This is a genomic window from Rhizobium sp. RU33A (genome assembly GCF_900156055.1).
GTDB lineage: Bacteria > Pseudomonadota > Alphaproteobacteria > Rhizobiales > Rhizobiaceae > Allorhizobium.
Genome location: NZ_FTMQ01000011.1, coordinates 1 through 26,352 on the forward strand (window position 1 = coordinate 1; position 26,352 = coordinate 26,352).

General features: G+C 53.5%; 14 protein-coding genes and 2 pseudogenes. 5 read left to right on the forward strand and 11 right to left on the reverse strand.

The features are described from left to right. Window positions 1–164 precede the first annotated feature (164 nt). From BW978_RS23430 to BW978_RS22555, 9 genes and pseudogenes are all read right to left on the reverse strand, one after another. A pseudogene (locus BW978_RS23430) lies at window positions 165–269 on the reverse strand (integrase core domain-containing protein); the annotation flags it as partial. Between the two features lie 9 nt (window positions 270–278). After that, window positions 279–368: pseudogene (locus tag BW978_RS23860) on the reverse strand (transposase); the annotation flags it as partial. A 115-nt stretch (window positions 369–483) separates the two neighbouring features. Then, window positions 484–1,452: a class I SAM-dependent methyltransferase gene (locus tag BW978_RS22525; protein ID WP_076398409.1), complete on the reverse strand. Its 969-nt coding sequence runs from the start codon at window positions 1,450–1,452 to the stop codon at window positions 484–486. 114 nt (window positions 1,453–1,566) lie between these two features. Beyond that, the gene (locus BW978_RS22530; protein ID WP_076398412.1) at window positions 1,567–5,073 is read right to left on the reverse strand and encodes a rhamnosyltransferase WsaF family glycosyltransferase; all 3,507 of its coding nucleotides are present in this window, start codon (window positions 5,071–5,073) and stop codon (window positions 1,567–1,569) included. Between the two features lie 21 nt (window positions 5,074–5,094). Beyond that, window positions 5,095–6,183 (reverse strand): glycosyltransferase, encoded by a 1,089-nt coding sequence (locus BW978_RS22535; RefSeq protein ID WP_076398415.1) that lies wholly within the window; start codon window positions 6,181–6,183, stop codon window positions 5,095–5,097. A gap of 25 nt (window positions 6,184–6,208) precedes the next feature. Further along, window positions 6,209–7,885 carry a class I SAM-dependent methyltransferase gene (locus BW978_RS22540; protein WP_139330642.1) on the reverse strand — a complete coding sequence of 559 codons (1,677 nt, stop codon included), beginning with the start codon at window positions 7,883–7,885 and terminating at the stop codon, window positions 6,209–6,211. Window positions 7,886–8,270: 385 nt separating this feature from the next. Then, a complete protein-coding gene (locus BW978_RS22545) occupies window positions 8,271–9,512 on the reverse strand; it encodes a capsule biosynthesis protein (RefSeq protein WP_076398420.1) in 1,242 nt (413 codons plus the stop codon). Continuing rightward, window positions 9,509–11,104 (reverse strand): LTA synthase family protein, encoded by a 1,596-nt coding sequence (locus tag BW978_RS22550; protein WP_076398423.1) that lies wholly within the window; start codon window positions 11,102–11,104, stop codon window positions 9,509–9,511. The genes BW978_RS22545 and BW978_RS22550 overlap by 4 nt, the downstream gene beginning before the upstream one ends. Window positions 11,105–11,220: 116 nt before the next feature. Next, window positions 11,221–12,369, reverse strand: coding sequence for a polysaccharide biosynthesis/export family protein (locus tag BW978_RS22555; protein ID WP_076398425.1), 1,149 nt, complete (start codon window positions 12,367–12,369; stop codon window positions 11,221–11,223). 226 nt (window positions 12,370–12,595) lie between these two features. On the opposite strand from BW978_RS22555, the gene BW978_RS22560 reads away from it, so the two are divergent. From BW978_RS22560 to BW978_RS22570, 3 genes are all read left to right on the forward strand, one after another. Continuing rightward, entirely contained in the window at window positions 12,596–19,996 is a 7,401-nt protein-coding gene (locus BW978_RS22560) for a type I polyketide synthase (protein ID WP_076398427.1), read from the forward strand. A 65-nt stretch (window positions 19,997–20,061) separates the two neighbouring features. Continuing rightward, window positions 20,062–21,399, forward strand: a complete 1,338-nt coding sequence (locus tag BW978_RS22565) for an aminotransferase class I/II-fold pyridoxal phosphate-dependent enzyme (RefSeq protein ID WP_244552033.1) — start codon at window positions 20,062–20,064, stop codon at window positions 21,397–21,399. A gap of 8 nt (window positions 21,400–21,407) precedes the next feature. Continuing rightward, window positions 21,408–22,211 (forward strand): SDR family oxidoreductase, encoded by an 804-nt coding sequence (locus tag BW978_RS22570; RefSeq protein WP_076398432.1) that lies wholly within the window; start codon window positions 21,408–21,410, stop codon window positions 22,209–22,211. A gap of 77 nt (window positions 22,212–22,288) precedes the next feature. Here BW978_RS22570 and BW978_RS22575 read toward each other — a convergent pair whose 3' ends face one another. Beyond that, window positions 22,289–22,615 (reverse strand): hypothetical protein, encoded by a 327-nt coding sequence (locus BW978_RS22575; RefSeq protein WP_076398435.1) that lies wholly within the window; start codon window positions 22,613–22,615, stop codon window positions 22,289–22,291. A gap of 360 nt (window positions 22,616–22,975) precedes the next feature. Between BW978_RS22575 and BW978_RS22580 the strand changes: the two genes are divergently transcribed. Beyond that, window positions 22,976–24,400: a cytochrome P450 gene (locus BW978_RS22580; protein WP_076398438.1), complete on the forward strand. Its 1,425-nt coding sequence runs from the start codon at window positions 22,976–22,978 to the stop codon at window positions 24,398–24,400. Next, window positions 24,397–25,407: a lysophospholipid acyltransferase family protein gene (locus BW978_RS22585; RefSeq protein WP_076398440.1), complete on the forward strand. Its 1,011-nt coding sequence runs from the start codon at window positions 24,397–24,399 to the stop codon at window positions 25,405–25,407. The genes BW978_RS22580 and BW978_RS22585 overlap by 4 nt, the downstream gene beginning before the upstream one ends. A gap of 45 nt (window positions 25,408–25,452) precedes the next feature. Here the strand turns inward: BW978_RS22585 and BW978_RS23945 are convergent, their stop codons facing one another. After that, window positions 25,453–25,599, reverse strand: a complete 147-nt coding sequence (locus tag BW978_RS23945) for a tyrosine-type recombinase/integrase (RefSeq protein ID WP_348529171.1) — start codon at window positions 25,597–25,599, stop codon at window positions 25,453–25,455. Window positions 25,600–26,352: the final 753 nt, after the last annotated feature.

The window sequence follows — 26,352 nt, forward strand, 5'->3', positions numbered from 1 at the left end:
GGCCTAGACATAGATCCTCACATTCAGAGAACTCGTATGTCCGGAATACCCTGCCCAGCATCAGCGACGCCAGATGGGGTCTCCTTGCCGCTTACCCTCAAGCCTGTGCTTGAGCCTTTCTGCTTATGCCGACTGTCCGGTCGAAATGGGGGGCAGTTCAGCCGGTCAAGGGATGAATGTGGGCGTCGGCTATTGTAAAAGGTCAGATATCGGCCAATGCCGACGCGGGCCTCAGACACGGTCTTGCAGGCGTGGAGGTAGACCTCCTCGGGGTAATCCTCCCGGCAAAGCTCAGGGACGGGGACACCGCCTTCGGCTTGGCGCAACACAGCCATGATCTGGGCTTCGGTAAATCGGCTCTTCTTCATCAAAATCTCCTCGAGCATCAAGCCTGAGAAAATTCTACTTTTGAAGCCCGTTAATTGCCGGGGGGATTACCCCTATCTGACTGCGCCGGGTAAGCTCTCATTGGAAATCAACACTCTACGAAGCATTGAACGATTGGGTGGGGTAGATGCCGTTGAAAACCTGACTAAGGTCTGCATCCTCCCATCGAAAATCCTTCCAGTTAAATTCCCGAACCTTGCGCGCATAGATTCTAGATGCACCGTAAGCCGGTTCCCAAGGAAACTGCGGGTTGCCGATTTCGTCACTATCTGGATGGACCGAGACTGGAACTGCTAGACCACAATCTTCGATCTCCCAGCCGAAATACCCCGAAAACAGCACCGCTAGCCCCATATCTGTGAAACGCCAGAAATCTGCCGGGCGTTCATGGGTAGGCCAAACAAAAGGAGTATCAATTAGGGCAACCCCGCCAACCTTAAGGATTTTATGTATTTCCGACGCAACAACCCATGGGAATATCACATGCTCGAGCACGCTGGTTGAAAATACGGCGCCTATAGAACCCGGCTCAAATATTTTACTTAGATAATGCGCATCGCCGACAACATCAACGTTTTCCCCGGGATGGTAATCCATTCCGATATACTTTTTCGCACCTACGAAATCACCAGACCTGCCCTTGTTTCCCACAACTCTGCTTCCAACTTCGAGGACTACGAGGTTGTTTTTCTCAACTTCTTTGATCAATTTAGAGTAAAGGTCGCCGAGTTGAGGGATCGGCGTATACTTTTGAGATTTTCCCCATTCGGACTGAACAACTACTGCAGCATCTCCCAACCTGACTTGAGTGCTCCTAATAGGAGTTCTAACATTTGCAACAAAGCCGCATTCGACTGGAACATCGTATTGAGGCCAGGCAATCTTAACGTCCTCTCTAGGAAATGTCTTAACTACTTTTGCCGGCAATCCATCAATTAGGAGCCCAGTGAAATCGACAGTTGCACCATGCTTGGAGAACGCCCAACCCTGTACCACAAAATTGTGACTATCTGACCAGCTCCGATCGATGCAAAAAACAGCTTCCGAGGATTCGATGAGTGCCATGGTTGTGAACATCCTGCTAATGTAGTTAAGTCGTCAAAGGGCAGCCGACGGAAATGATCGAACGAGAGCAGCGCCGCTTTTTAGCAGCACTGCAACAAGGGAAGGCATATTTATCTACTGCGCCATTTGAGAAGAGCCCTTTTCATAAGAAGCGTTTAGTTCTGAATATAGGCCATTATCGGGAATGCTGAGCAGCTCCGCCAACGAAATCTGGGTCACGGCTGCGAAACTAAAGCCTGCCTTAAGGAACTCCTCAGCACTTGCGATATGATACCGCGCACCGTTCTCAACAAAGTAAATTCTTTGACCATTGTAGGCCCTGATAAGAGATCTGCTGGGGATTCGTCGACTACTGGGAGCATCACCAAAGTAGCCGCGCGCGAGACCATTGGTCACCGTCGCAAACGCCGCCTCCCAAGTGAACTGTTGGGCGAAGGCCATACTCTCTGCCGAGCGTCTCGAAAGATCCTCAGGACTATCCAAAAGCGTTATTAGGCGGCGCGCGAGGCCAACCGGGTCCGGCGGCGCTAGAACCACAGGTGAGCCATGCCCAAATGTCGCCTGCATGCTATCTACATCGAGGTCGACGACTACCGCACCACATGCAGCAGCCTCGATCGGTAGAAGTGAGTAATTCGTTAGCGAACTCAGCAGCGTCACTGCAGAAGAGCTATGAAGGCGACGTAATTGCTCTTCATTTTGCAATCCAACAACTTCAGCGCGGAAAGGAATATCCGAATAACCAAGATTGTCGGTACCAAATATTACAACCTTTGTTTTCGGCCGTTGCTTCTTCACCAACGACAGAGCCGCAATGAGTAGCTCAGTGCCACGTCTTTCAGTGCTTGGACGCATATATACAGAGACTTTATCCCGATCCCGAATGACGGTTTGATCTTCAAAATATGAATGTGGATCGTAACCGAGATTGAATTTGCATCCATCCATTCCATATTCGTTGCTAACGATATTTTCGAGCCAAGAACTGGCGGATATACCGAATAAATTCAGCTTGTAGCTGTTAGCCGCCAGCACGGCATGGCTTCCCCTCGGGTAAAAATCAGGCTCAAAATCTTGAATAAAGTAACATTTGAGCTTGCAATTCGTTCTTTTAAATATGTCGTAGGCTGTAACCCAAAGAGTCGCGATCAAGATGTCGCAGTCTTCGACGTGGTCGACGGAGCTGTAAACGTCAATTCCGTCGAGCTGCATGTAGTAACTCTCAATAAAGACTTTTAAGGCTTCAGAAGATCCATGCTCGGACCTTTCATGCACGTATATACTGCAGTGAAAACCTAGTTCTCGGAAATATCTCACGAATCGCAAGATTGTCATATGCCCGCCAGACCCCACCCCGATATCCGGAATAATCCAACTCATCCTCAATGGACCGTCGTCTTTCTTACGGAGGTTAGAATGGCGAAAGTTGAAGTTGAGAGCATCGGTATTCGTAAAATCTACATCGCCGACGACCCTCAGGAGCGGCTGAATTTCCCGCCCAATTGGCTTCGCTTTCTGAACGACATCGCGAGGTGCGTTAAGCGCCATCTGCAGATCATTGAAGACCCTCCGATAACCATATTTATAGGATTTAATCGAGAAGGATCGGACAAATGCGAAGATTCCACGAGCATTGGAGATAAGACGGTATGCAGCCCGAGCGGTTGCGAGGTTGTTTGCAGCAAAAAAACCATCAACCCAGCCACTTGATCCTGCTTGATCATCTAGCTCCCTAACTACTGAGGACGGGCGGACCTTTCTCAGCGCCTTGACCAGACGCAACGCTCCGTCTTGCATCACGAAACGTCCATTTCCGAACGTTTCGTTGTGACTCAGCTGAAAGTATGCTCGCGCCATCGCCCGAGGCGGCCGGGCTAAGAGCTCTTTGATTGTCCGGCGAGCGAACAAACTCACGTCGGTTGAAAGTAGGCCACGTACACGCATGTAACTTGCAATTGCTGGTGTAGCGCTAAGGACGCCTTCCTGAAAAAATTCAGTAAAGGATCGATGAACCTTATTCTCATCTTCATTGGCGAGTCTGTGAGCGATATATCGCCCATTTTGACAACTGTAACCTGTTACACTCCCAGAGGCCGAATTAAAGAGCATCTCAGCCGGAGCTTGCGGAGTGATGTCTTCCTCTGTGTCAACGCCATTATTGCAGTCGAAGAGATAAGCTGATTTGGATGTATTCTCTGGCTGTGTATTCAAAAACCGAAACAGCGCAAGGTAAACACCGTGCCAGTGTGTGTCGGGCAGCACCCTTGCGAGATTATCTTGAATCGTACCGCGCCAACCGATGTCAACAATGCACACATTTTTGGTGTCCGCGTTGATACCGCGTTCAGCGAGATAACCTAGCAGATCTCGACGCCGCTGATCTAACCCGGCTTGTATGTCGGCCTGGAATGCTCTGTTAGCCAATAATCGTTGAAAACGACTATCATTCCAGGGATGCGAAATTACCTCATCCATCTCAATCCCGTGGGCCTTCAGATGAATGCTCAAACTCTCCGGCTGCTCACCCAAGGAAAGCAACAGTGCGCGCATTGAATGTGTAGGATACATGGTCCACAGCCGAGCCAATTCGGTTGAATCGACCTTTCGGAGCGAGGCGCCAAATGTGGCAATCCGCGAGACTTCCAGAACTTGCGGCTTGGGCAGTTTTACCTGAGGCAACGCGTCTGAAATCGCGGCGTGAATTTTTGCTAGAAGCTCGCCTTCGCGGGTGAAATAGTAGACTGTATCCACTTGGCGACGCATAGCTTCCTCGATTGCGAACAGCGTGTAGGCCACCATAGTAGGAGCAAATTCTACACCCAAATCGAACGCAGCGCCTTTTCTTCCCGCGCGTTTGCGCTTGGCACTTCTCAAACCTACTTCTTTGATTTCCTCCCAGATGCTGTAAAGATCGCCCGCTTGACGCCTTAGGAATTGGTGGAGCAATTGCTCTTTTCGCTGCTCCTCTTTGCTATTTACGAAATGATAACTCTGGATACCTCGCGCCTGCGGTATTGCGACATCAGATACCGAATTGTCTCCAATATGCCGAGTTATTTCAACGGGGCGCTGCCTTTCCTCAAAAGCTTCAAACAGCCGTCCTGATCGCTTGTTGAGGCCGACTTCGCACGACACTAATCCCCCTTTAAGGTCTAATTGAGGATGATGAACTTTGATCAAACTCGCTAGACGATCGTTCGCCATGTAGAAGTCGCTCAAGAACCACTTGTCGTCGGCACCCGCAAAGCGTTCCAGTACTGCGCTGATCGTCGGATCGGGATATGTCGAATCCAACTCTAAGAGATATTCGTATTCGCATATATCGGAGACTATCGAGTCTATTTCAACTGGATCTAGCCCTGGCGCTGATGCCCTGATAGTCCGATACCATACTTCGGTAAGCTCGTATTCATCATCAACACCTTCGCTAACCCGAATTCGACCAATCTCAACTTCACTAGCGTACCTACGCTTGTGAAGCTCTTCGCGATCACGAAAGAAAGGCGTCAGCAACGCGTGATACTTAACTGTGACGTAGCCTGCTACACCGAGTTTGATCTCATCAGGGTGGCATTTGCGACGTAGTAAAGTATCCCAAACGTCGACTGTCGTAATTGGCATGCGGATCTCCCAGTAAACATTTCAACGCGGCAGCAGTTTCTGTAACCAGCTTTTTTTGCGAGTAGTCGGAATTGCGTTTTCAGGAGAATGACCGCTTGTTGAACTGTTCCCTCTCGCAGCTTGGCTTGAGATCACCTTCTGATGAAGATGCTGTGCAGAAAGCATTATGTCGAATGTCATCTGGGCTTCCTCCAACAGATCCTTTAAATCTTGTTTCAAAGTTCCATTAGCAAGACCGCTAAGAAGCTCAGCATCGTCCCTGCCTAGGCTCAATAAGTATAGCGTAGCCATCGGAAGAAAGCTGTCATTCTTCAGCATGCGAGCCATAATGCGGGGAGGCAAGATGCTTGTGTGTGCCTGCTGCCGAACAAGAGGCATCCTCCTCAAGGAAGTAGCGAATACGACGGCATTCTCGGCGATATGGCTCCAGATATCTGGCTCCGAGATGGTATTTTTACCATGAACACGATAATGGAGCAGAATTTGGTCTAAGCGCTTAAATCCAAACCTTTCTGACGCTCGCAGTGCCCAGTCCCAGTCGTGAGTATATCTGAGGGACCGAAAGGGACCGGTCTCCTCCCACACTTGGCGAGAAAAGAAAAAATTTGAGGTCGTCATGGCAATGTTGCCACTCCAAAATGCAGAGCCTGTCGGCACATTAGAGACTAATTCACTTAATTTACGATAGTAGCCTTCTGGGCCTCCGCTAAATGGCATATCATTCTCGTCGACAACCATTAAGTCAGTGATTGCAAAGAACGCATCGCCATGAGAGCCTGCCGCTTCAACCAACAATCTCAAGCGGTCAATTGCGAACGTGTCATCTGAATTCAAGATATTTATGAAATCGCCACGAGCTTTCGCGATTCCCTCATTGATTGTATTATGGGCGCCTTGGTTTGCACGTGTGCTCAGATGTACACGTGGGTTATCTCCGTACAACCTAAGAAAATATTCATAGGATCCGTCTGTGGATCCGTCATCAATAACGATACATTCAATGTTTTTGTACGTCTGGTTGAGAACACTATCAATCGCTCGACCAAGGTACTGTAAATGATTGTATGACGGTATCACTACACTGACTAGTGGCTCATCGCCACCGTACATTGCCGTCTCCATAAAGCCCTCTAACCTATTTGAATCGCGACGTGATGTTTTTCATGAAACCACTACTAAGTCTAGACTTTAGGTTCTCATTCTCGATTTTCTCCGACTCTAGCAACCCTCTCAAATTTTCTACCTCAGCAGCTTGCTCATCGCAAAGACTGGAAAAATGCGCGCGATCCTTTTCTAGCTCACTTATCTTGCGACCGAAAATCTCTGTAACCTCTAAAAGTTTGCTAGCACGTTCATCCGCTAGCGCAGAAACGAGCACACGTTCTTTTTCTAATTCACTGTTCTGTTGTTCGAATTTTTTTGTAACGGCTGCAAGCTCATTTGCGCGCTCATCTAGAAGAATGCTCAATGAGGAAATTTCGAGTTGCAGACTAACTCGCTCACGTTCAATAGCCTCAATCATCGCGGCAATCTGTTCCGCACGTTCATGAGCCAAAGCTGAGGCCGAGACGTACAGTCGCTCCAACTCGGATCGTTCAGTCGATGCCTTTTCTAGCAACGAAGCTATCTCCCGACCTCGCTCTTCAGCAAGTGCTGACGCTGATCGAAACTTCTCAAGCACATCATCATAAGATCGTTCGCGCGAGTGTAGCGCCAATGTCATGCTAGACAGCCGCTCCTGCGTCTCAGCCGAAGCAAGAGCAAGCTGCTGCCGCAAAGCCGCGATCTCGCGCTCGCGCAAACTGAGCAACATTGCAACCTCAACAGCGCGCTCTTCCGACGCTGTTGTAGCCATGGCTAACTGATAACGGAGAATCGTCTTTTCGTTCTCGTGCAGAGCTGCAATCTTTTCTGTAGTGAGAGGCTCGTCTAGCGATTGTTCCGTAATTCGGCTCGCCGATCCGGATTGAAGATACCAACGCCTCTTTCCCTCCTCAACAGCCTCAATGAGAGATGCGATTTCCACTGCTCTCTCCTCCGCAACGGCGGATGCAGCGAGGAGCTTCTTCGTGATTGGATCGATAACGTCTGTTAGCAGCCGAGTATCAAAGTTTACACTCTCGCCTAGGGCCTGCTCCGGCAATTCATGCTTGCTGCAAAGCGCGATAGAGTAGTCAAAGGTCAGCTTTTCGTCTGAACAAATAAACGTTCCGTCAGCTCGTTCTCTTATCGAAAAAGATTCCAAACTATTTTGTGAGGTCACCAAACTTAAGAATCCGGTGCGCTGCTTAGCGATTTCGACATACGGAAAGCGCTCAACCAGAGAAGCCTGAAACTCGTCGCTGGTCAACTCATGTCTGTGAAAAGGATTATGGAGACCTCGCGCCTCGCTGTATGAAACCCTATCTGGCGAAGATATTATTAGCAACCCATCCGGAGTGAGCACCCTAGAAACTTCAGCAAGAAAAAGATGCTGCTCACTCTGTGTAAGGTGTTCGATTGTTTCAAAAGACACTACTACTTCCACGCTGCTATCTGACAACGGCAGCTCAGTGGCGTTACATCTGCTAAATTTTAGGTTTGCTTGAATATATTTTTCTGAAGCAGCGTCGATTGTCTCTTGATCTATATCGACTGCAATTACTTGTTGAGCTCTTTCCGCTAAAAGCGCACTACCATATCCTTCGCCACAGGCGACATCGAGAACGATCTTGCCGCTTACATGGCCTAGCGCAAGACGGTATCGATGCCAATGCTCAAGGGCAATCTGCAGACCCATTGTAGGCGTAAATCTCTCTCCGTCAGATTTCACGTTGAGTTCCTAATCTTTAATAGCAGAGCTTTATACGGCTACATTTCAGATTTTATTAGACTTCACCCCTATATCGGAAACCGAGTGGCGCACAAGCCGGGGCCTGCTTAAACAGGGTCAACTTACGTCGAATTGAACCGCTCTGCGTTTACCGGAGGCTCCACATTCTGAGAGTGTGGAGCCGATGTGAGCAAGTCAACAAACAAGTTTTCACCTGAAGTCCGTGAGCGTTTCATTCCGGCGATCGTAAGCAATGACGAGCCGCTCGAAACGGTAGTAGAGTGATATGGGAAACGTGAGGTAGTTGGTAAAGGTTGAACGTCAGGAACGCAGAAGGAACCGTCAGGAATCTGGAAGTGTCTATCCAACAGGACACGATCACAGGCTATTGCCACGCATGAAACAATCGAGAAACTATCTCCATGGCGGCCGCGTCTGTCCCCGCGGTTGAATAAAAATTTCCACGTACCTGATATTGATCCGCAAGCAAACGGAAGAAGCCGACCACTAAATCCGATACCGGTGGGATTGCCCCCTCCCAAAAATCGTCCAGCTCCCTCTGATATGTTAGGCCATCAATATCGTAGACGGCTCGCCCAAGCACCTTGACAGGCTTCCCTAGTCGCAGCGCCGGCAATGCGGCAGTAGAGTTTACGGTTACAACCCCACTCGCCTTTGTATAAAGCAGCTCCAGGTTTCCTCCGTCAATAACGGAAATCCTATTCTCGGCTCGATACTTTACTGCAACCTGATAGACGACGGATCGCCAATTGATAAGACCGTTATCAAGGGGGTGTATTTTTATTACCAATCGACTGCGCTCTGACGCATGCTTTGCAAAAGACACAACGACAGTTTCAATCGCATCTTCCTGGCCATTGAAATCAGAGTGTGCTCGAAGTTGATAGTCTGTCTGCAGCTGGAGCGGATAGACGAAATACGGCTGCTCATTTGCATGGGCAATATGGAAGTTAATGGCAGCTTGTGCCTCACTTCGTCTTGACTTGCTGCGCAAAAGCCGGCGAACCCAACCGGCATATTCTGCCAGCGGATGAAACACTGCATGGCGCTCGTAGTGCGGATACAAGAACCAGAAGAACACGTTTGATAAGTTGTAGAGCAGGTCGTAACTCGCTTCTGCCAGAAACGTTTGATGATAGCGTTGCGTCCAGTCCGGTTCAGGAAGCGTCTCAGCGGCCGCCATGATGATCGCTGGATCTTTGGGAAAGCGAGAGTTACCAGACATGCCGTCTCGCTCAAAGGTAACCCAATCCGGCCGGAGGTAACCCATCTCGACAACATAGACTCGGATGCCGAGCGTATGGGCAGCGTTTGTTGCTGCCTTGTGGTAGGGTCGCTCTTCGCCCAGCAAGATGAGATCGGTTACGCCTTTATCGCTTAGGAAACGTGCAATGTAAGCTGGCCAGTCAGCTCTTCTGCCGCGATACTCGATGGCTACTTTGCGTCCCCAAAAGATTCGATCGCCGAGATTGAAGTTGATCCGAAGGCAGGTATGGCCGGCGACTTCCAGGTTTTTCGCTATTTTCGCGAAGAGTGGCGAGGATGGCCCCTGCAAAAACAGGAACACTTTCCGGTTGGTATCTGCCTGCGACTGGGCGACACTCATGTGTTCGTCTTCCATGAGAAACGTGAATGATCAACGAGCGACCGCATGAGGTTCCAGGGCGCGGCTTCCGTCGGTGCAATGGGCCGAGCAGTTGAGCATTTCGCGGTACCCAAAGACACCAGAACATAATCTGTTCGTGGATCGGGGAACGGATCAGCAAAGGATTTGAGCAGCGGTGCATGGTCTCCGTAGAAAAGCAGCCAGACTGGGCGCTTCTGCGCCTCCAGAAAGCTCGATAGATAGCCTAGAGCATCGTCGGCCTTCCGCAGGAGTTCCTTGTAGATTTCGATCGGGTCAGTCAACGTACCAACACGTCCAGTCTCCCATGGCCCGTGGTTCGCCATCGAGGCCACGAATATGAAACTTGGTTGGTGCTGATCACTGTTTTCGATCGTCTCTATGACTCTTTTCGCCAGACGTCGATCACTGACATAGGGGCCATCTTTTGCGGGATCGTGGTCGAAGGCGTCCAGCATAGTCATGTCCTGGAAGCCGAGAAGTGGCATTGCCTTGTCGCGGAAGAAGAAAGTCCGGTCATACGGATGGATAAAATGCGTAGACCAGCCCTGGCTCAAGAACCACTTCGGCCACGCAACGTCGGCATAGTATTCGGCGCGCAGATAGGGGTAGCTGGCATCAGCATGTGCGTGTTCCGGCTGCAGCCCGGTCAGAACGGCAAATTCTGTCCGTAATGTATAGCCACCCTCAAACACATTTGTCACCCGTCCCCACTGACTCGCGCGCTCACGCAGCCCATCGAGATTAGGAAGACTGAGATCGTCCACACCGAAATGCCGCAGGTCGATGAAGGATTCTGACTGCCAGACAATCAACAACGGCGCCAAATCGCTGTTGTCCTCGTCGCGATGGCCTGTCAGGTCATAAAAAGCGTGTTGCAGGCTGGCTTTGATCTCGGCCACAACTTTTTCACGCCGGTGTCCCAGCCAACTGATGAACTGCAAAACAATGCTGGTGAATGCTCCAAAACGGAGCGTATTGCGCCGCGCGTCTACGGTCTGAAGCAGGCTGTTGCAGATGTAAACAAGGGGTGGATTGAGCTTTGCGGTAAAGATGAGAACCCAAGGACCATAGGCCAAAATTATGCCGACAAAAATCCAAAATGCGGCATCCCGCGAGGGCAAAACAGTCGGCTCAAACCAGATGTAGAGGCCGGTTGCACCGATGATGTAGGTGAGTGACAGGCCCCAGAATGCGACATTGAGGAAGGTCGCGTAAAAGATGTCCTTGTGCTTGAACAGGTCGACAACAAGCGCGAGATCAGAAAATATCAATGGCTCTCGAATATATGTAAATTTAGCGCGAGATATTGCTGTAAAAATGACAAAGAAAGAAATCGTTCCTTGCATGGAGTAAAGAGGTCGCCAATAAAGCGAGAAGAAGCCAGCATAGACCAAGGAAATAATCAACAGCCGCGCCGCGATTTCGCTCACTCGTCTCTTCAGGCTGAGCTTCTCGGCGAACCTCTCCCGCGTTCTTCGCGTGAGCGCGTATCGGTCAGTCGCCAAAACCACAAGAGAGGCCAGACTATAGGTGGCAACGACGAGAGCGACGGGGTGTGAATGCAATGACAACGGACTGACACTCGCCTTTTCTCAAATGAGATGTAGCGCCTGCATTCTAGACAACGCACATACTCGTCGCATCATCAAGGTCGAGTTCGCCTGAGTTGAGGTTGAAAACACGTTGCTCAGAACGCGTCTGCCACCCCGACCCCTGCACCAACCACGCCGATCGGTCTTGCAAAAATATCCAGAACTTTGACCAGATCGACCGAAGGGTGACGAGATGCGTAGATCACATCGCGGCTCTTGACGGGGAAGGTCTGTCCGACGATCAAGCTATCGGGGTTTTCCATATTGAAACGGTAGACAATCGGGTATCGGCCTTCGCGATCATGTTTCAGCCCCTTGGCTACCAGCTGGGCCAAGCGATCACGCCCGATCAGAGCACCGACGATCTCCGGCTCCTCGTAACGGAACACAAAATAGCCCTTCGCGTCGATGGTCTGCTGATTGCTACCGCCGGCCAAGGCGATGGCTTCAAGCAGGTTCAGGTCATTTGCACCAAACGGGACACGCTGTGCATTCTTGACGGAGCCCAAAATCGTGAACGTGCGAGGATCGTGTATAAGGTAGACCTTGTCCCCCGGCTGGACGAAGATGTTTTCTTTGGGATTTTCAACAATCGACTTCAACAGCACTGAGCCACTGACTGTGCCGCGCGTCAGATTGACATAGGTCTCATATGGCTGGTTGATCGCACCGCCAGCGCGAGCAATTACGTCGACCAGGGTCTCGTTCACCAATCCCAAGGGTATAACGGATGAGCGGGCGACAGCTCCAGAAATCGTCACGTTGCGAGATGCCGTGTTGACCAGATTGACGAGCACGTCGGGTTCGACTGCCTTGCTTTCCAGTGCAGCCAGCACCGCCTGTCGCACCTGCTCTATTGTTTTGCCAGCAAGCCGAACGCTGCCCACATAGGGAATGGAAGCCGTGCCATTTGTCTGCACGACCACGTCAATCGGTGTCTGCTTCGATTCGCTGGTTGAGAAAAGACCGTCTGCGCCGGCCTCAAAAATGACGATCTTCAGCTGATCTCCAACGCCGACAACCGGTTCACGAACGGAGCCGCTGGCACTGAAGCGACGGCGCAACCCGTTGGCCTGAAAATCAGAAATCAGCCGCGCCGTGCGCGCATCGACGTCAACGAGTTCGAAGACTTCAGCTTGAGACCGCTTAAGCTCTGTCGATGACAAGCCAGCCTGGCTTACGATTTCGGTTGCAAGCGGCCCCTCAGAAGGCACGGCCTGGCAGCTGGCAAGCGCCATGCACATTAAGCTCACGGCAGTCTTGTTCACCCGCGCAGTCTCCCACAAATCAGCTGCTCCCCTCAAAACATATTTCGTTCCCATCAACAAGAGCCATCCCACTTGCTTCCGCTGATTCTTGAGATACCTTGACAACCAATAATTTTATATAACGATGGCCGGCTTCCCATTTGTGAGTGACTGTGTCTTTAGTGCCAGACTTCCGTGAACAGTAACAACACGCCTGAGGCTTATGACGGTAGAGATTATTGGTTACGCGAGTGTGGCACCTGGTGCGAGCTCTGCTGGTGAGCTGTTTGAGCATCTGCGTGCTGGCAAATGCACTGTGTCTGAGATCCCGCGTGACAGGTGGGATCGTGCGCGTTTCTGGCATCCCTCGCAAGGCGTAGAGGGCAAAACATACACATTCGCCGCCGGCGTTGTGGACAGCGTCAACGACTTTGATCATGGCGTGTTTGGCCTGTCACGTCGTGAAGCGATGGCGATGGATCCGCAGCAAAGACTGCTCCTGACCGTGACTTGGCGTGCCTTGGAAGATGCCTCGCTGCCGATCGACCTCCTTCGAGATGAGGTGGTTGGCGTCTATGTTGGCGCATCAAGTCTGGATAGCGCCAATCTGTCGTCTGAGGATCCGGCATCAGGCGGCCCTTATTTTATGACCGGCAACACACTATCAATTGTTGCCAATCGCATATCTCATATTTTTGGTCTGAATGGTCCAAGCCTGACCATTGACACAGCGTGTTCGTCCTCACTTGTTGCCCTTGATCAGGCGGTCCGAGCGCTTGAACGGGGTGATGTGGACACAGCTATCGTCGGTGGCGTTAATCTCCTGAACCACCCTCTTCCATTCGTCGGCTTTGCCCAGGCACGTATGTTGTCTCCTGAGGGCCGTTGTCGTCCTTATGCCAATGAGGCATCAGGTTATGTGCGTGCAGAGGGCGCAGTGACAGTCGTGCTTCGGCGCAGTGACAAGTCACAGGCTGCTGGAGACCGAAGCCGTGCCCGGATTATTGCCAGCGGGGTGAACTCAGCCGGGCGCACCAACGGGATTTCCTTGCCCTCGCCCGAGGCGCAGATGGCGCTACTTCAGCGAATATATGAAGAGGCAGCCATTGATCCGAACCAGATCGCCTTCCTCGAAGGGCATGGTACTGGAACGAAGGTGGGCGATCCCGCGGAAGTCTATGCGATTGGCCAGGTCATTGGCAAAAAGCGGCGTGCCCCATTGCCGCTCGGATCGATTAAGTCAAATATTGGTCACACGGAACCGGCATCGGGGTTGTTTGGCCTTCTCAAGGCCGTCATGGCGCTTGAACAGAATTATCTGCCGGCATCACTCTTTTGCGACACTCCAAACGAGCACATCGATTTTGACGATCTGAACGTAAGGGTGAATTCCACCCCTCTTGAATTGCTGCGGTCTCGGAGCCCGCGCTTGGCAGGCGTAAATTCTTTTGGTTTCGGCGGCACGAACGCGCATGTCGTCATTTCTGACCCTGAGCCGGTAAAAGCGGCTGCAAAAGATCGCCCGAGCGATCAATACTTCGTTGCAAGCGCCCATACCGAGACGGCCTTGCGGGAACTGGTAAAAACCTATCGTGATCGGCTTAACGCTGTCGCCCCCGACGAGGCCGATACACTCATCCTTGCATCTGCTGCTGGACGCAGTTTGATGCGCCACCGTGTGGTCGCCTCGGTCCGCAATGGTAAAGAAGCAGAAGCTGCATTGTCGGCTTATCTCGCTGGTGAAGCAGCGCATGCTGCCGAAAAAGGCGAGGCGTCAGGCGGAAAAGCAAAAATTGCCTTCGTCTTTGCCGGTAACGGCGCCCAGTGGGCCGGAATGGGGCTTGATGCTTACCGTTTGAACAAGACCTTCCGCCGTCATTTCGATGCATCAAGCGCTCTGTTTGAGGCGCATATTGGTGAGAAACTTGTTGACCTTCTGCATGACGACAGCCTGAGCACGCGTCTGGCCGATACGCGGATCGCCCAGCCGCTTCTATTTTCAATCCAGATCGCGGTTGCTAATTGCCTCTTGGCTGCCGGAATAAAGCCCGCCTACGTGCTTGGTCACTCCATCGGCGAAGTGGCTGCCGCGCAGATCGCTGGCGCTATGTCGCTGATGGATGCAGTTTCGGTGGTTGCTGCCCGATCCCGCAGTCAGCACGCCACGCTCGGTCGTGGGACAATGGCGGCCGCCTTGTGCGGAGAAGATGCCGCGAACGCATTTCTTGCCAAGCATGGCATCACGGATGTTGTCGTAGCAGCCGTGAACTCCCGCAACTCCATTACGTTCTCAGGGCCGCGGGAAAGCATTGCGGAGGTCCGAGCGCTGGGCCGGCGGTCGAAGATCGCCGTTCAACCGCTCGATATCGACTACCCATTCCATCACACTCTCATCGATGATGTGAAGGATGATTTTCTCTCAACCCTGCCGAAAATCAGCCTGCGGCCTGGGGAGTTCGGTTTCCTGTCTACGGTGACGGGCGAAGAATTGAGTGGAAGCCTGCTGGATGGCAATTACTGGTGGCGCAACGCCCGTGAACCAGTCGCCTTCCGCAAGGCCGTGGCCAGAGCATTGGAGCTTGGCTGCAACCTTCTGATCGAGATTTCGCCGCGGTCGATTCTTTCGAACTATTTGAAAGAGACAGTGCGCGAGCAGGCGAGTAATGCCCAGATCATCTCCACGCTGCTTAAAGAGAGCTGCGAAGGAGTTGATCCGATTACACGCAGCATAGCGCGTGCCTTCGCCCATGGTGCAGACGGTATGCCTATAGCGCGCATGGCGAGTGTCGATCTTCCGATACTGCCATTCGAGCCGGAAGAACTGACTGTTCCGGCAACAAGCGATAGCTACGATTTGTTCGGTCGGGGATCCGCCCTCCATACGCTGGCCGGCTGGCGTGTCGATCCAAACGGCAATGCCTGGAAAAATCATATCGATGCGGCTGTCCTTCCGGATATTGCCCAGCATGTCGTCGAAGGACGAGCCATCATGCCTGGAGCAGGCTTTGTCGAGATCGCACTCCAGGTCGCGCAGCAATATTACAGGACGTCCAGGGTCTCACTCGTCAATATGGAACTTCTGCATCCGTTGACACTGGATGCGAAGCTGCTTGAGCTTTCAACGATTATATCGCCTGAAACAGGCCTGATCGAGATCCGCTCGCGCGAACGTCTGACGACGGATGACTGGACAATTCACGCTGTGGCACGGTGCCAGAAGTTCGTCGAAACCGATGGGCAGGCAGATTATGAACCGATTACAGCTCGGGGAGCCGGGTTGGCTTCGCAGCGAATCTATGAAATCGCATCAGACTTCGGTCTCGATTATGGCCCACTGTTTCGTCTCCTGACGCAGGCCGTGACCGATGGACAGCGTCGCGTCGATGTTGATCTGGCGCCGTCAGCTGATCCAGCCCATCCGTTGATGGATTGGTCGGTCAGCCCGATGTCACTGGATGCCGCCTTCCATGGACTGGTTGGTCTGTTCGACCAGTTGTCCGGTGAGACAGATGGTGCGCCCTATATTCCTGTCCGCTTCGGTTCCATCGATCTTCTGCAGCCAGGAACTGACATCCGCCATGCTCGGATCGAGATCCAGCGCTTCAGCCCGCATTCGATCAAGGCTCGCTTTGTGCTTTGCGATCGAAATCAAAAGCCTGTCTTGCGCATTGAGGATTGCCGTTTCCGGAGGACATGGCTGCGTCAGCATATGTCTCTGTCCTCCTACGGACATCATTATGAGACGCTTCCATGGCTTGCCTCTGCGCCCGCGCCTGTCAGCATTCCGTCCGATATGCTTCCGCTTCCGGCCAACTCGTTTGGCGAGGATTCATCGCTTCTCTTGCAAGCCGCGATTTATCGCAGCTGCCACGACATCGCGATCGCGCTGCAATCTGAGGGCGGCCTAATCGATCAAGGATCCCTTCCGGGAGATAAACCGCTGCGCGCGTTCCTTGGTACCTGCCTCGATATTTTGATCGAGGCAGGCCTTTCCACCCATGAAGCCTCCGGCTGGCGGGTGGAACCCTCGACCAATTTGCCCGCGGTCGAGGAATTGCTGCGCGAGTTGCAAGCCGATCGCCCGGATCGGGGCGTGGAAGCGGTAATGGTGGCCAGCATTCATGCCGGCATTTTGTCCCTTCTGCAAAATCATCCAAAGGAAGAGCTCGTCGCACCGAGCCTGCCGGCCCGCTCGACGACAGAGCATTTCCGCCAGCATTCGCTGGGCGCCACTTGGCGCGATCGCCAAGTCTTGAACGCCGTTCAAAAGGTCGTGGACGCAAATCCAGGCGTGCCCCTTCAGATTCTGATGCTCGGTTCTTCCGCTTTGGGCTTTATTTCCACGCTTGCCGAACATATCGGCCGCGCCAATGGTCGGCTGGTCGTGTACGAACCGGCTGAAGATCTGCGCCGACCATTGGAATTGTCCTTTGAGCGCAGCGCCCGCATTTCCGTGGTCTCCGAGATCCCAGCGATTGGCGCATATCATCTCGTTCTGTCCAGCTCAGATCGCCTCTTCAGCATGATGGATGGCGATGATGAAGTCTTCGCCGCCGTAGACGCCGCACTGTGCCGCGGCGCACACCTGATAGCGGTCGAGACGGCGAGCAGTTCCTCGACCAATTTCCTGCTTGGTCTGACCCCGGAATGGCAGGAACAAGATAGCCTTGCCGGCATGCAGATCAGTCGCTTGGGCAGCGAGCAGGATTGGAAGCGCTTGCTGGGCCGTCTGGAAGCAAAGTCGCCGAACGCAGTGCCTATTGATGGCCCATTTGGTCCAGTATTGTTCATTGAGGCTCATGGAGAGAGCGTCCTTGCGCGCGCCTCTTCAGAGCCTGTCGATTTCATCCTGCTTGGGGCTGGGCATGGGGCATTCCCGCCCTCAGCCAGCCTATCGCTTGACATAAGCGATGCCGAACTTGCTGAAACGCTTGACGGGGTACTGTTGCGCGCGGACGCGCCATCTCGCATCAGGTTCGTTTATCCTGGCAGACCCCAAGGCGTTCATGATGACGAAGCAATCGTTGCTGAAAGCGCAAAGCTTGCGCGGTTTGCCAATGCGGTCCAAACAAGCCTCAATGTAGCGTCAAGTCGCCGCGACATAGACCTCGTTCTCCTGCTCGCTGGCGGTGCCCCTGCAGGGTGTGATCTGGGTGGGCGTCGACCTGACCCGGTCTGTGCCGGCCTTTGGACCTTTGCACGTGTGCTTGCAAACGAGGTGGACGGGCTTTCGGTCCATCTGTTTGACGCACAAGCCCACCAGTGGCGTCGGGTCCTTGAGCTGATTGAAGGACAGCACAATGATCGCGAGTGGGTTCTGTCTCGAGACGGTGAGCAGATACATGTACTGCGAGCCATTTCCGAACCCCTGTCGCCGGCTCATGCCAACAGCTTGAATTTCGATGCAGCAACAATCCGCCAGCGGACCCCGTCACGCGTGGATAGCTTGTACTGGGAGGCCTGCGCCCAACCGTCGGTCAAAATGGATGAGGTGGTTATCGAAGTTGCCGCAGCCGGTCTGAACTTTCGCGATGTCATGTGGGCAATGGGGCTTTTGCCGGAAGAAGCGCTTGAAGAGGGCTTTGCAGGCGCCACGATCGGCATGGAACTGTCGGGCAGGGTCGTCGCCAAAGGGGAGGCCGTCACGGATCTTGAGATCGGTGACGCGGTCATGGGTATTGGCCCGCAGGCTTTCTCAACCCACACGACCATTGCGCGCAACGGTCTTGCAAAAATTCCGGCTGAGCTGGACCTGACGGCTGCAGCGACCGTGCCAGTTGCCTTCCTGACCGCTTGGTATGCAATCGTCGAACTGGGCCGAGCGCGGGCTGGTGAGACCATTCTCATTCATGGAGCAGCCGGCGGCGTTGGTCTTGCTGCCATCCAGATAGCGCACTGCCTCGGGCTGAGTGTTATTGCGACCGTCGGCAGTGAAGAAAAACGCGCCTATTTGCAGATGCTCGGCGTCAAACACATCTTTAACTCGCGGTCGCTTTCGTTCGTGGCTGATGTGAAGCGCATCACCAATGGTGATGGCGTCGACCTTGTGCTCAACTCGCTGTTTTCTGACGCGATGGAGCAGAGCATCGGTTTGGTAAAGCCTTTCGGGCGCTTTCTTGAACTGGGCAAACGCGATTATTACTCCGATCGCAAGATCGGTCTGCGCCCTTTCCGTCGAAACATCAGTTATTTCGGCATCGATGCCGATCAGTTGCCGCTGAAGTCGCCGCAGCTGACAGGCGAGATCTTTGCCAAGCTGGGCGAGCTGTTTGCATCCGGCGAACTCGTGCCGCTTCCTTATCGGCGCTTCCGGCACAACGAGATCGCCTCCGCGTTCCGCTTGATGCAGAATGCCGGACATATCGGGAAGATTGTCATCACGCCGCCGGTTTCCGGACAGGATGAAGTTGCCCGGCTTCCGGCAAAAAAGCATGCGGTCGATGCAAAGGGGCTCCATGTTGTCATCGGCGGGATCGGTGGCTTCGGCCTGGCCGCAGCTGATTGGCTCGTGCAGCGCGGCGCTCGCCGGATGGCGCTGGTGACACGACGTGGCATCGCCGACGCGGAAACCAATGCCACACTTGATCGATGGCGCGCAAAGGGAGTGACGGCAAGCCTTCACGCCTGCGACATCACAAGACGATCGGCGCTTGATGGCCTCTTGCGAACTCTGCGTACGGAAGCACCAATCTGCGGCATCGTTCATGCTGCCATGGTGCTGGATGATGCGCTTTTGGCAAACCTGAACGAAGAGCGCTTCCGCAGCGTGATCGACGTCAAAGCGCGCGGTGCGTTGAACCTCGATCTAGCAACCCGCAAGGATCCGCTGGACTATTTCCTGCTCTTCTCTTCCGCCACGACGATGATCGGCAATCCGGGCCAAGCCAATTATGTTTCGGCCAACGGCTTTTTGGAGGGACTTGCGCGTCGGCGACGGCGTGAAGGCCTGCCAGGCTTGGCTGTCGGCTTTGGCGCCATCGCAGACAAGGGCTATCTGGCTTCCAATGACGATGTCAGTGAAATCTTAAGCCGTAGGCTCGGGAATTCCGCCATGAAGGCGGCAACTGCTCTGGACTTCGTCGAAGCCTACATCGCGAATGATCCAGGAACCGTGGATGCGGCAACTGTGATGTGTTCGCCGATCGACTGGGCCGTCGCCAGCAATCTAGCGGTCGTCGCAACGCCATTGTTTGAAGTGCCCTTGCGACAAATGAATGCGGTCGCATCGTCGGGATCTGATGGCATCGATCTGTCTGCGCTGGTTGCCGACAAGACGGAAAGTGAGGCCCTCGATATTCTTTACAAGCTTGTCGCGGTTGAAATGGCGGCTGTGCTTCGTGTATCGGAAAATTCGCTTTCCCCGGGCAAGGTGCTGAAAGATGCCGGTTTGGACAGTCTGATGGCTGTGGAGCTGGGTCTGAGCTTCAAGGAGCGGACCGGCGTTGAAATTCCCCTCAGCAGTGTGGGCGACACGACGACCATCGATCAGGTGGTTCGGAAGCTTTACGAACGGGTCCAGCGCTCAGGCGGCCAAGATGTCGATCTTGTCGACAGTGATGCCGATTTCGAGGCGCTTACCGCGCAACATGTGGACGCTTCAACAAAGGCGGTCAATCAAGCATGACAGCACGCGAAGAAAGCAGCAGCCCCCGTATGCAACGCAGCCGAAAGGATGCTCTGCTCAACCAGATGCGCGGGATTGACCGGAAAAAGCCGCAGGTGGAAGCGGATACGGTAACGCTTAAGCGTGCTGCAGCGCGCTTCGAGGATCTGGCCGAATACAAGCAGGTTCAGATGCAGAAATTGGCGGGCGAACTGGTCCAGATCGGCAATCCTTTCTATCGAACCCATGATGTGGGAGCGGGCGCTACGACACAAATTGATGGGCGTCACCTGACGAACTTTGCGTCTTACGATTACCTCGGCACCAATCAGCACCCTCTGGTTCACGCCAAGGTGCAAGAGGCGCTTGCGCGATATGGTGTTTCGGCCTCCGCCAGCCGGCTTGTGGCTGGTGAGCGACCTGTTCATCAAGAGCTTGAGGGTCGGCTTGCCAAGATTTACGGCACGGAGGGCGCCGTTGTATTCGTCAGCGGCTATCTCACCAATGTCACTGTTATCGGCGGTCTCATGGGGCCGGACGATCTCGTCCTGCATGATGAACTGATCCACAACAGCATCCTAACAGGTGTCCGACTTTCCGGTGCAGCGCGTCGTTTCTTCCGTCATAACGACATGGCGCATCTGCAGGAATTGCTGGAAAGCTTCCAAGGCCGCTTCCGCCGCATTTTGGTTGTTGCGGAAGGCATCTATTCCATGGACGGCGATGTAGCCGACCTTCCGGGACTGGTGGCGCTGCGCGAGCGCTACGGCTTCTGGCTTATGCTTGATGAAGCCCATGCGCTTGGCGTTCTAGGCGAAACCGGCCGGGGCACTTTCGAGCATTTTGATATAGATCCGGGTCAAGTCGATATTTGGTCCGGCACCTTATCGAAGGCCACGTCGAGTTGTGGCGGCTATATTGCCGGAAACGAAGCGCTGATCTCTATTTTGAAGGGAACGGCCGGCGGTTTCGTCTACAGCGTCGGCTTGTCCCCACCGCTTGCAGCCGGCGCAGTGGCAAGTCTCGATCTGGTGGCGCAGGAGCCTGAGCGCATTTCACGTCTGCGCCGCAACGGGGCGCAGTTTCTTAAGGGCGCGCGCAAGGCCGGGTTGAACACGGGCCTCAGCCTCGGTTTTTCGGTCATACCGGTGATTGTTGGCGATTCCATGCGTGCAGCACGTCTCTCAAATGACCTGATGGCAGCCGGCGTCAATGCACTGCCGATCATTCATCCTGCCGTACCTGAAGGACAAGCACGCCTGCGCTTCTTCATTACCAGCGAACACACGCCCGATCAGATCGATGAGGCGGTGCAGCTGACCGCTGAATGCCTCGAGAAGCTCGTCGCTGCCAATTTCGGTATTGCGTCACTGGATCGGCAGGCGATGGCGCGTCTCATGAGCGAAATGGCCTCCGACGGTTGAGCAAAGACATGCGTCATTGCCTCATCACCGGCGGATCGAGCGGGATCGGTTTCGCCCTTGCTCGCCTACTCTTGGCGCAAGGGAACAATGTGTCTCTCGTCGCGCGTGATTGGCAAAAGCTGCAAGCCGCAAAGCACAACCTTGCGCTACAGGCTGACGACGCGCAGAGAATTCACATTGCGTCTGCAGATGTCGCTGACGAGGCATCGCTACGGGATGCCTTCACCGCCTGCGAAGAGGCATTCGGCCCCGTAGAGACCGTGATCGCCTCCGCTGGCATCGTCACGCCACAGCTCTTTGCAGAGCAAGACGCTGCTCAGTTTAACCGGCAAGTTGCAGTTAATCTGATCGGTGTCGCAAATACTGTGAGGTTGGCTTTACCCGCAATGCGCGCTGCAAGGGGCGGCTGCGTCCTCATCATCGCCTCTGGGGCAGCACTCGTTTCAATACCGGGATATAGCGCTTATTGCGCCTCAAAAGCAGCATTGCGGTCTTTTGCGACAAGTCTGCGTCTGGAAAACAAGGGGGACGGTATTGAAGTCTGTTCTTGCTTTCCGCCAGATACAGTAACACCGCAACTCATGGAGGAACTGAATTTACGGCCGGTGGAGGCGCGTCGATTTATAGGTCAGCATGAGCCTTGGTCAGCCGATCTGGTGGCGAAGCGCATTCTTTCTGGAATGACGAAGGGCCGTTCCGAGATTCACTTTGGCCTGGTGTTGAGCGTGCTTGCATTTTGCGAACCCATCCTTCGACCGCTTGTTCATTTCGCCTATTTCCGGCGAGCACCAAAAAAAGCAAGAGATAGCTAGGTCTGCTCAAATAGACTTTTTTAAAAATAGCGATCGACAAAGGCGAACAGTTTAAAAAGCGGCGTATCTGCCGCACATCACTTCAAACCTCGCACCTTCATGCTTAGAAACAGAATGAAGGCAAAACAGATGATCGCGACAGGCCAGAAATCTGTGGCTTGATCCCAGGACCACCGCCAGAGGTAGTAGGCATCAAGATGCGGCGGTGGCATAGCGACTGCTATCTCGTAGTCCCGTTTTTCCCGCCCGTGGAAATGGCCTGCGGCAAACGCAAATCCAACGATCAGGGCAAGCTGGGATTTCACTACGATCCGCATCAATAGCGCAACGATCGCAGCCATGACGAGGGCCTCGAGGATATGCCCCGCCCAGTCCCAATGTTCTTGTATGTAATTCCAGTCCATATTTCGTAATCTTCATTCCGACATGTTTAGTTTAACAGCTGATATTCGCAAACAATTTCAAGCTGGCGCGGCCGCGGCCATGTGAATTCCCTCAATTCTGTATATCGGCTACGCATCGAGATCAGGGTTATGCGGTAGCTGCATTGGCTTGATTGACCCTTGGGCCTACGTTGTTATGCGTCATAACAATATTGATAAAAAGTGATGGCACTCAGCGTCTAAAACGAAGCCCGCACCGATCGCCGTGTACATCGCCAAAGCAGTGTTACGATCGATGCTCGGTCTTGACCATAGCCTGACTTCCTTTAAACGTAGCTTGGCCGTATCAAGCCATGGTTTTCTCTCTCTGATCGGAGCAATATGTTCGGATGGCTTCAACGTCCGGTTTTAATCTCTGAGAAGCTCGAAGGGCGTGAATTCGAGCCTGCACATGCAGACTATTATACGGGGAAACCAAAGCAACCACTGCAATTGATTTTGCAGGCACGGAGCGATCTACTCTCCGTATGGCGTGCCACTGACTTTTACGAGAAAGTCAGTTCGATACGCGTTCTCGGTCGGCAGATTGTTGTGGTGAACTCACCAGAACACATTCGTTATGTTGTCTCAAAGAGACACGACAACTATGAGCGGAAGTCTCCGCAAATGCGTCGCGCGCTTGAGTATTTGCTGGGCGACGGCCTCTTTATCTCTGACAAGGAAACCTGGAAGCAGCGAAGACCGCTCGTATCTGACATCGTGCACAAAAACCGTGTGCCAGCCTTCGCCCCGATAATGACCTCGACATCACAAGAACTGGTCCAGCGCTGGGTGTCGCTGGGTGATGGCGCTGAGGTCAACGTGCTCTACGAGATGGCCGGGCTCACAGCGGAGATCATTTCGAGAAGCGTCTTCGGAAACGATCTCGGCCAGGATAGCGCCAATTCGGTCATTGAAGGTTTTAGCCGCTATCAGTCATTGATAGATTCGGTGAATCTTGGATATTTTCTGGGACTAGATGACGGCTTGCCGGTCTGGCGCACACCGAGACTGCGCAACTCAGTCAAGCGGATCCACCGCGTAATAGACCAGGTCGTGGAAGACCATCTTGCAGGCCATGGGGATCAAAATTCGATGGTCGAGCTTTTGGTTCGCCGCCAAAAGCGGAACCCGGAACTCGGTCTTGATGTCGTCGCACTTCGTAACGAAGCGGCAACAATCTTTATGGCCGGGCATGAAACGACTGCGTCGACCCTTACATGGGCCTGGTACCTACTCTCTAAGGCTCCATGGGTAGAGGACGCTCTTCACGCTGAAATCGACGAGGTATGCGGTAATGCCGCGCCGACATTAAGCGACGTGCCACACCTCAACTGGTGCAGGTCAATCATCGAAGAAACACTCAGGCTTTATCCTCCTGTGCCCATCTTGGCGCGGCAAGCTCTGGCGGCCGATGAAATCGGCGGCGTTAAGGTAGATCCAGCAGCGCTTGTGATGATCGTCCCGTGGCTCCTGCATCGTACCGAAACGCTGTTTCCCAACCCGCACCACTTCAAACCAGAGCGCTTTCTGGGGGACGAACGGCCCATACCCTACAGCTACATACCGTTTGCCGCTGGGCCACGAACCTGTCCAGGGTTGCAGTTCGGTTTGGTCGAGGCAATCCTTTGCCTTGCAACTCTGGCGCAAAATTTCAAATTGCGACTGCGAGAAAACCACAAAGTGGAGCCGCAATGCCGTCTCACACTTAGACCAAGGGCTGGGCTGCCAGTAACCTTGCATAGACGACACAAGGGGCCGGTATGATCAATCCAAAACCCTCTGAAACAAAGCTCTCCAAACGAAAGGCTTGGCGCTTTATGGCGCCGTCCGCCCCGAGACTGAGGGAGCTTTTCGCTGGTAAGGAGTCGCGGCGTGCCTTCATGCGCTACTGGGTCAGCGATAATCTTTGGAATATTGCACATCTGGCTACCTTCTACGGGCTGCGTCTGATGCCGATGGATGTGGCCTCCCGATTTGGTGCCGCACTTGGGCGCTATGCCATTCCGCGTTACCATAAGGTGGCAGCACAACGAGCCCGCGAAACGATGAGCCGGCTGCGTCCTGGCAGTGATGATGAGGAGCAGGCACGCCTGTTTGCGGACTATTGCTCTTCGCAAGGACGGTTGATGACGGAATTCTCTGTCGTCAACCGTATCGCAGCCCATCCCGAAAGAATATCGGTTCAAAACATCGAGTTCGTCAAACAGGCCGCCAAAGCGGGGCCGGTCATCATGGTCGGTCTACATCTCGGCAATTGGGAAATTGGTCCCATCGTGATGCGGAACGCTAATCTTCACCCCCATACAATGTATGTACCGCCAAACGATCGCGCCAAGGCATGGATTGCATCGCGTGTCCGCAAAAAGGCCGGAGTGCGATTTTTGCCACCCGGCCTGGAGGCAGTTCGTCCTGCCCTCAAGCTCCTCAAACAAGGTGGAATCCTCTCGATTTTTTGCGACGAGGCCTTTGCGGGAAAGATCCGAGGGCCCTTTTTCGGGCAATCGCCACATCTGGAAGGAAATCTGGGGCTGGCGGTGCGGCTGGCGCGCATCACCGGCGCGACGATCTGCCCTTGGTATAACGTCCGAGGCAAAGATTTTCGTTTCGTCTTTACAGCTTTGCCGCCGATTATCCCGTCAGGCAATTCGACTGCTCCAGAGAATATCATCGAGGATGTTATAAGACTGAACGCGGCGATCGAACCTGTGATTAAAGCACATCTTGAACAATGGTATTTTGTTGACAGCAGTCTGCAAGTTGAGATGCGTTAGCGGCACCACGTCGCCGCTCAGAGACTGAAAATCGCCGCGTGAAATCTATCCCTGAACCCCGAGAGGACGGATAGGATTACCAGACAAAGACACCTCGCGACTGGAGCCGTTCTTGGTCAGGGCAAGCGTGATCACCCGACGATTGTGCGAAATGTCGGACCATTTCAGCCCAAGGATCTCCCCGCGCCGCATCCCTGTCTCTTGGCTAAGATCAGAAGCGACATTAAGTATGGTGTCTGTCCACCGTCGCAGCCATCGAGAAGCCTTTGCTCCTCGTCGGCCGTCCGTCTCCGGGTGCGATTATTTCGGATCGTCGGACCACGAACCAGCTTCACCACGTTCTTTGCGAGTGGCAAATCCCAATCGCGGATCGCGACCTAAAGGACGTGGCTGAGGATCGCAAGCTCGCGGACAGTGGTAGATGGAGCTACTGACTGCGGGCGCTCGTCGCGGAACGAGGCGATGTCTTGCAGGCTTAGTCCGATCAGCGTCCAGTAAGCGAGCTCATGACGACGCAGCACGTCGATCCGCTGTATCCCTGCACGGAACCGCGCTTTGTGGGTGAAATCTCGCACTGGTAGCGATCCAATAGCTGCTCAAGGGCAGTGCTTTCGAGGATTTTTGTGTCTGGAGCAGCGCGACCCGATCGACCTGGGCTTCCAGATCACGTGCCCACTTCTCAGATTCAAGCTTGAAGTCAGAAGACTTGGACCGAGCTTCATACCGAGCCACCGCACTTGGGCGTTCCGGCGTCCTCTGAGCTTCCAGATCTTCGCTATGTGACCTCAAATCGACATTGAAGGTCACGAGCAGGGCGCCCCTGAAGGGGTGCCAAGGGCTATCCCGGCACGTTCGAGGTCGTTCGGACAATGAAGTTCATCCTAACATAACCAATAATGACGACAATGCGTTCGGCAGTGCTGGAGCATTTGAACGATGAAAAAT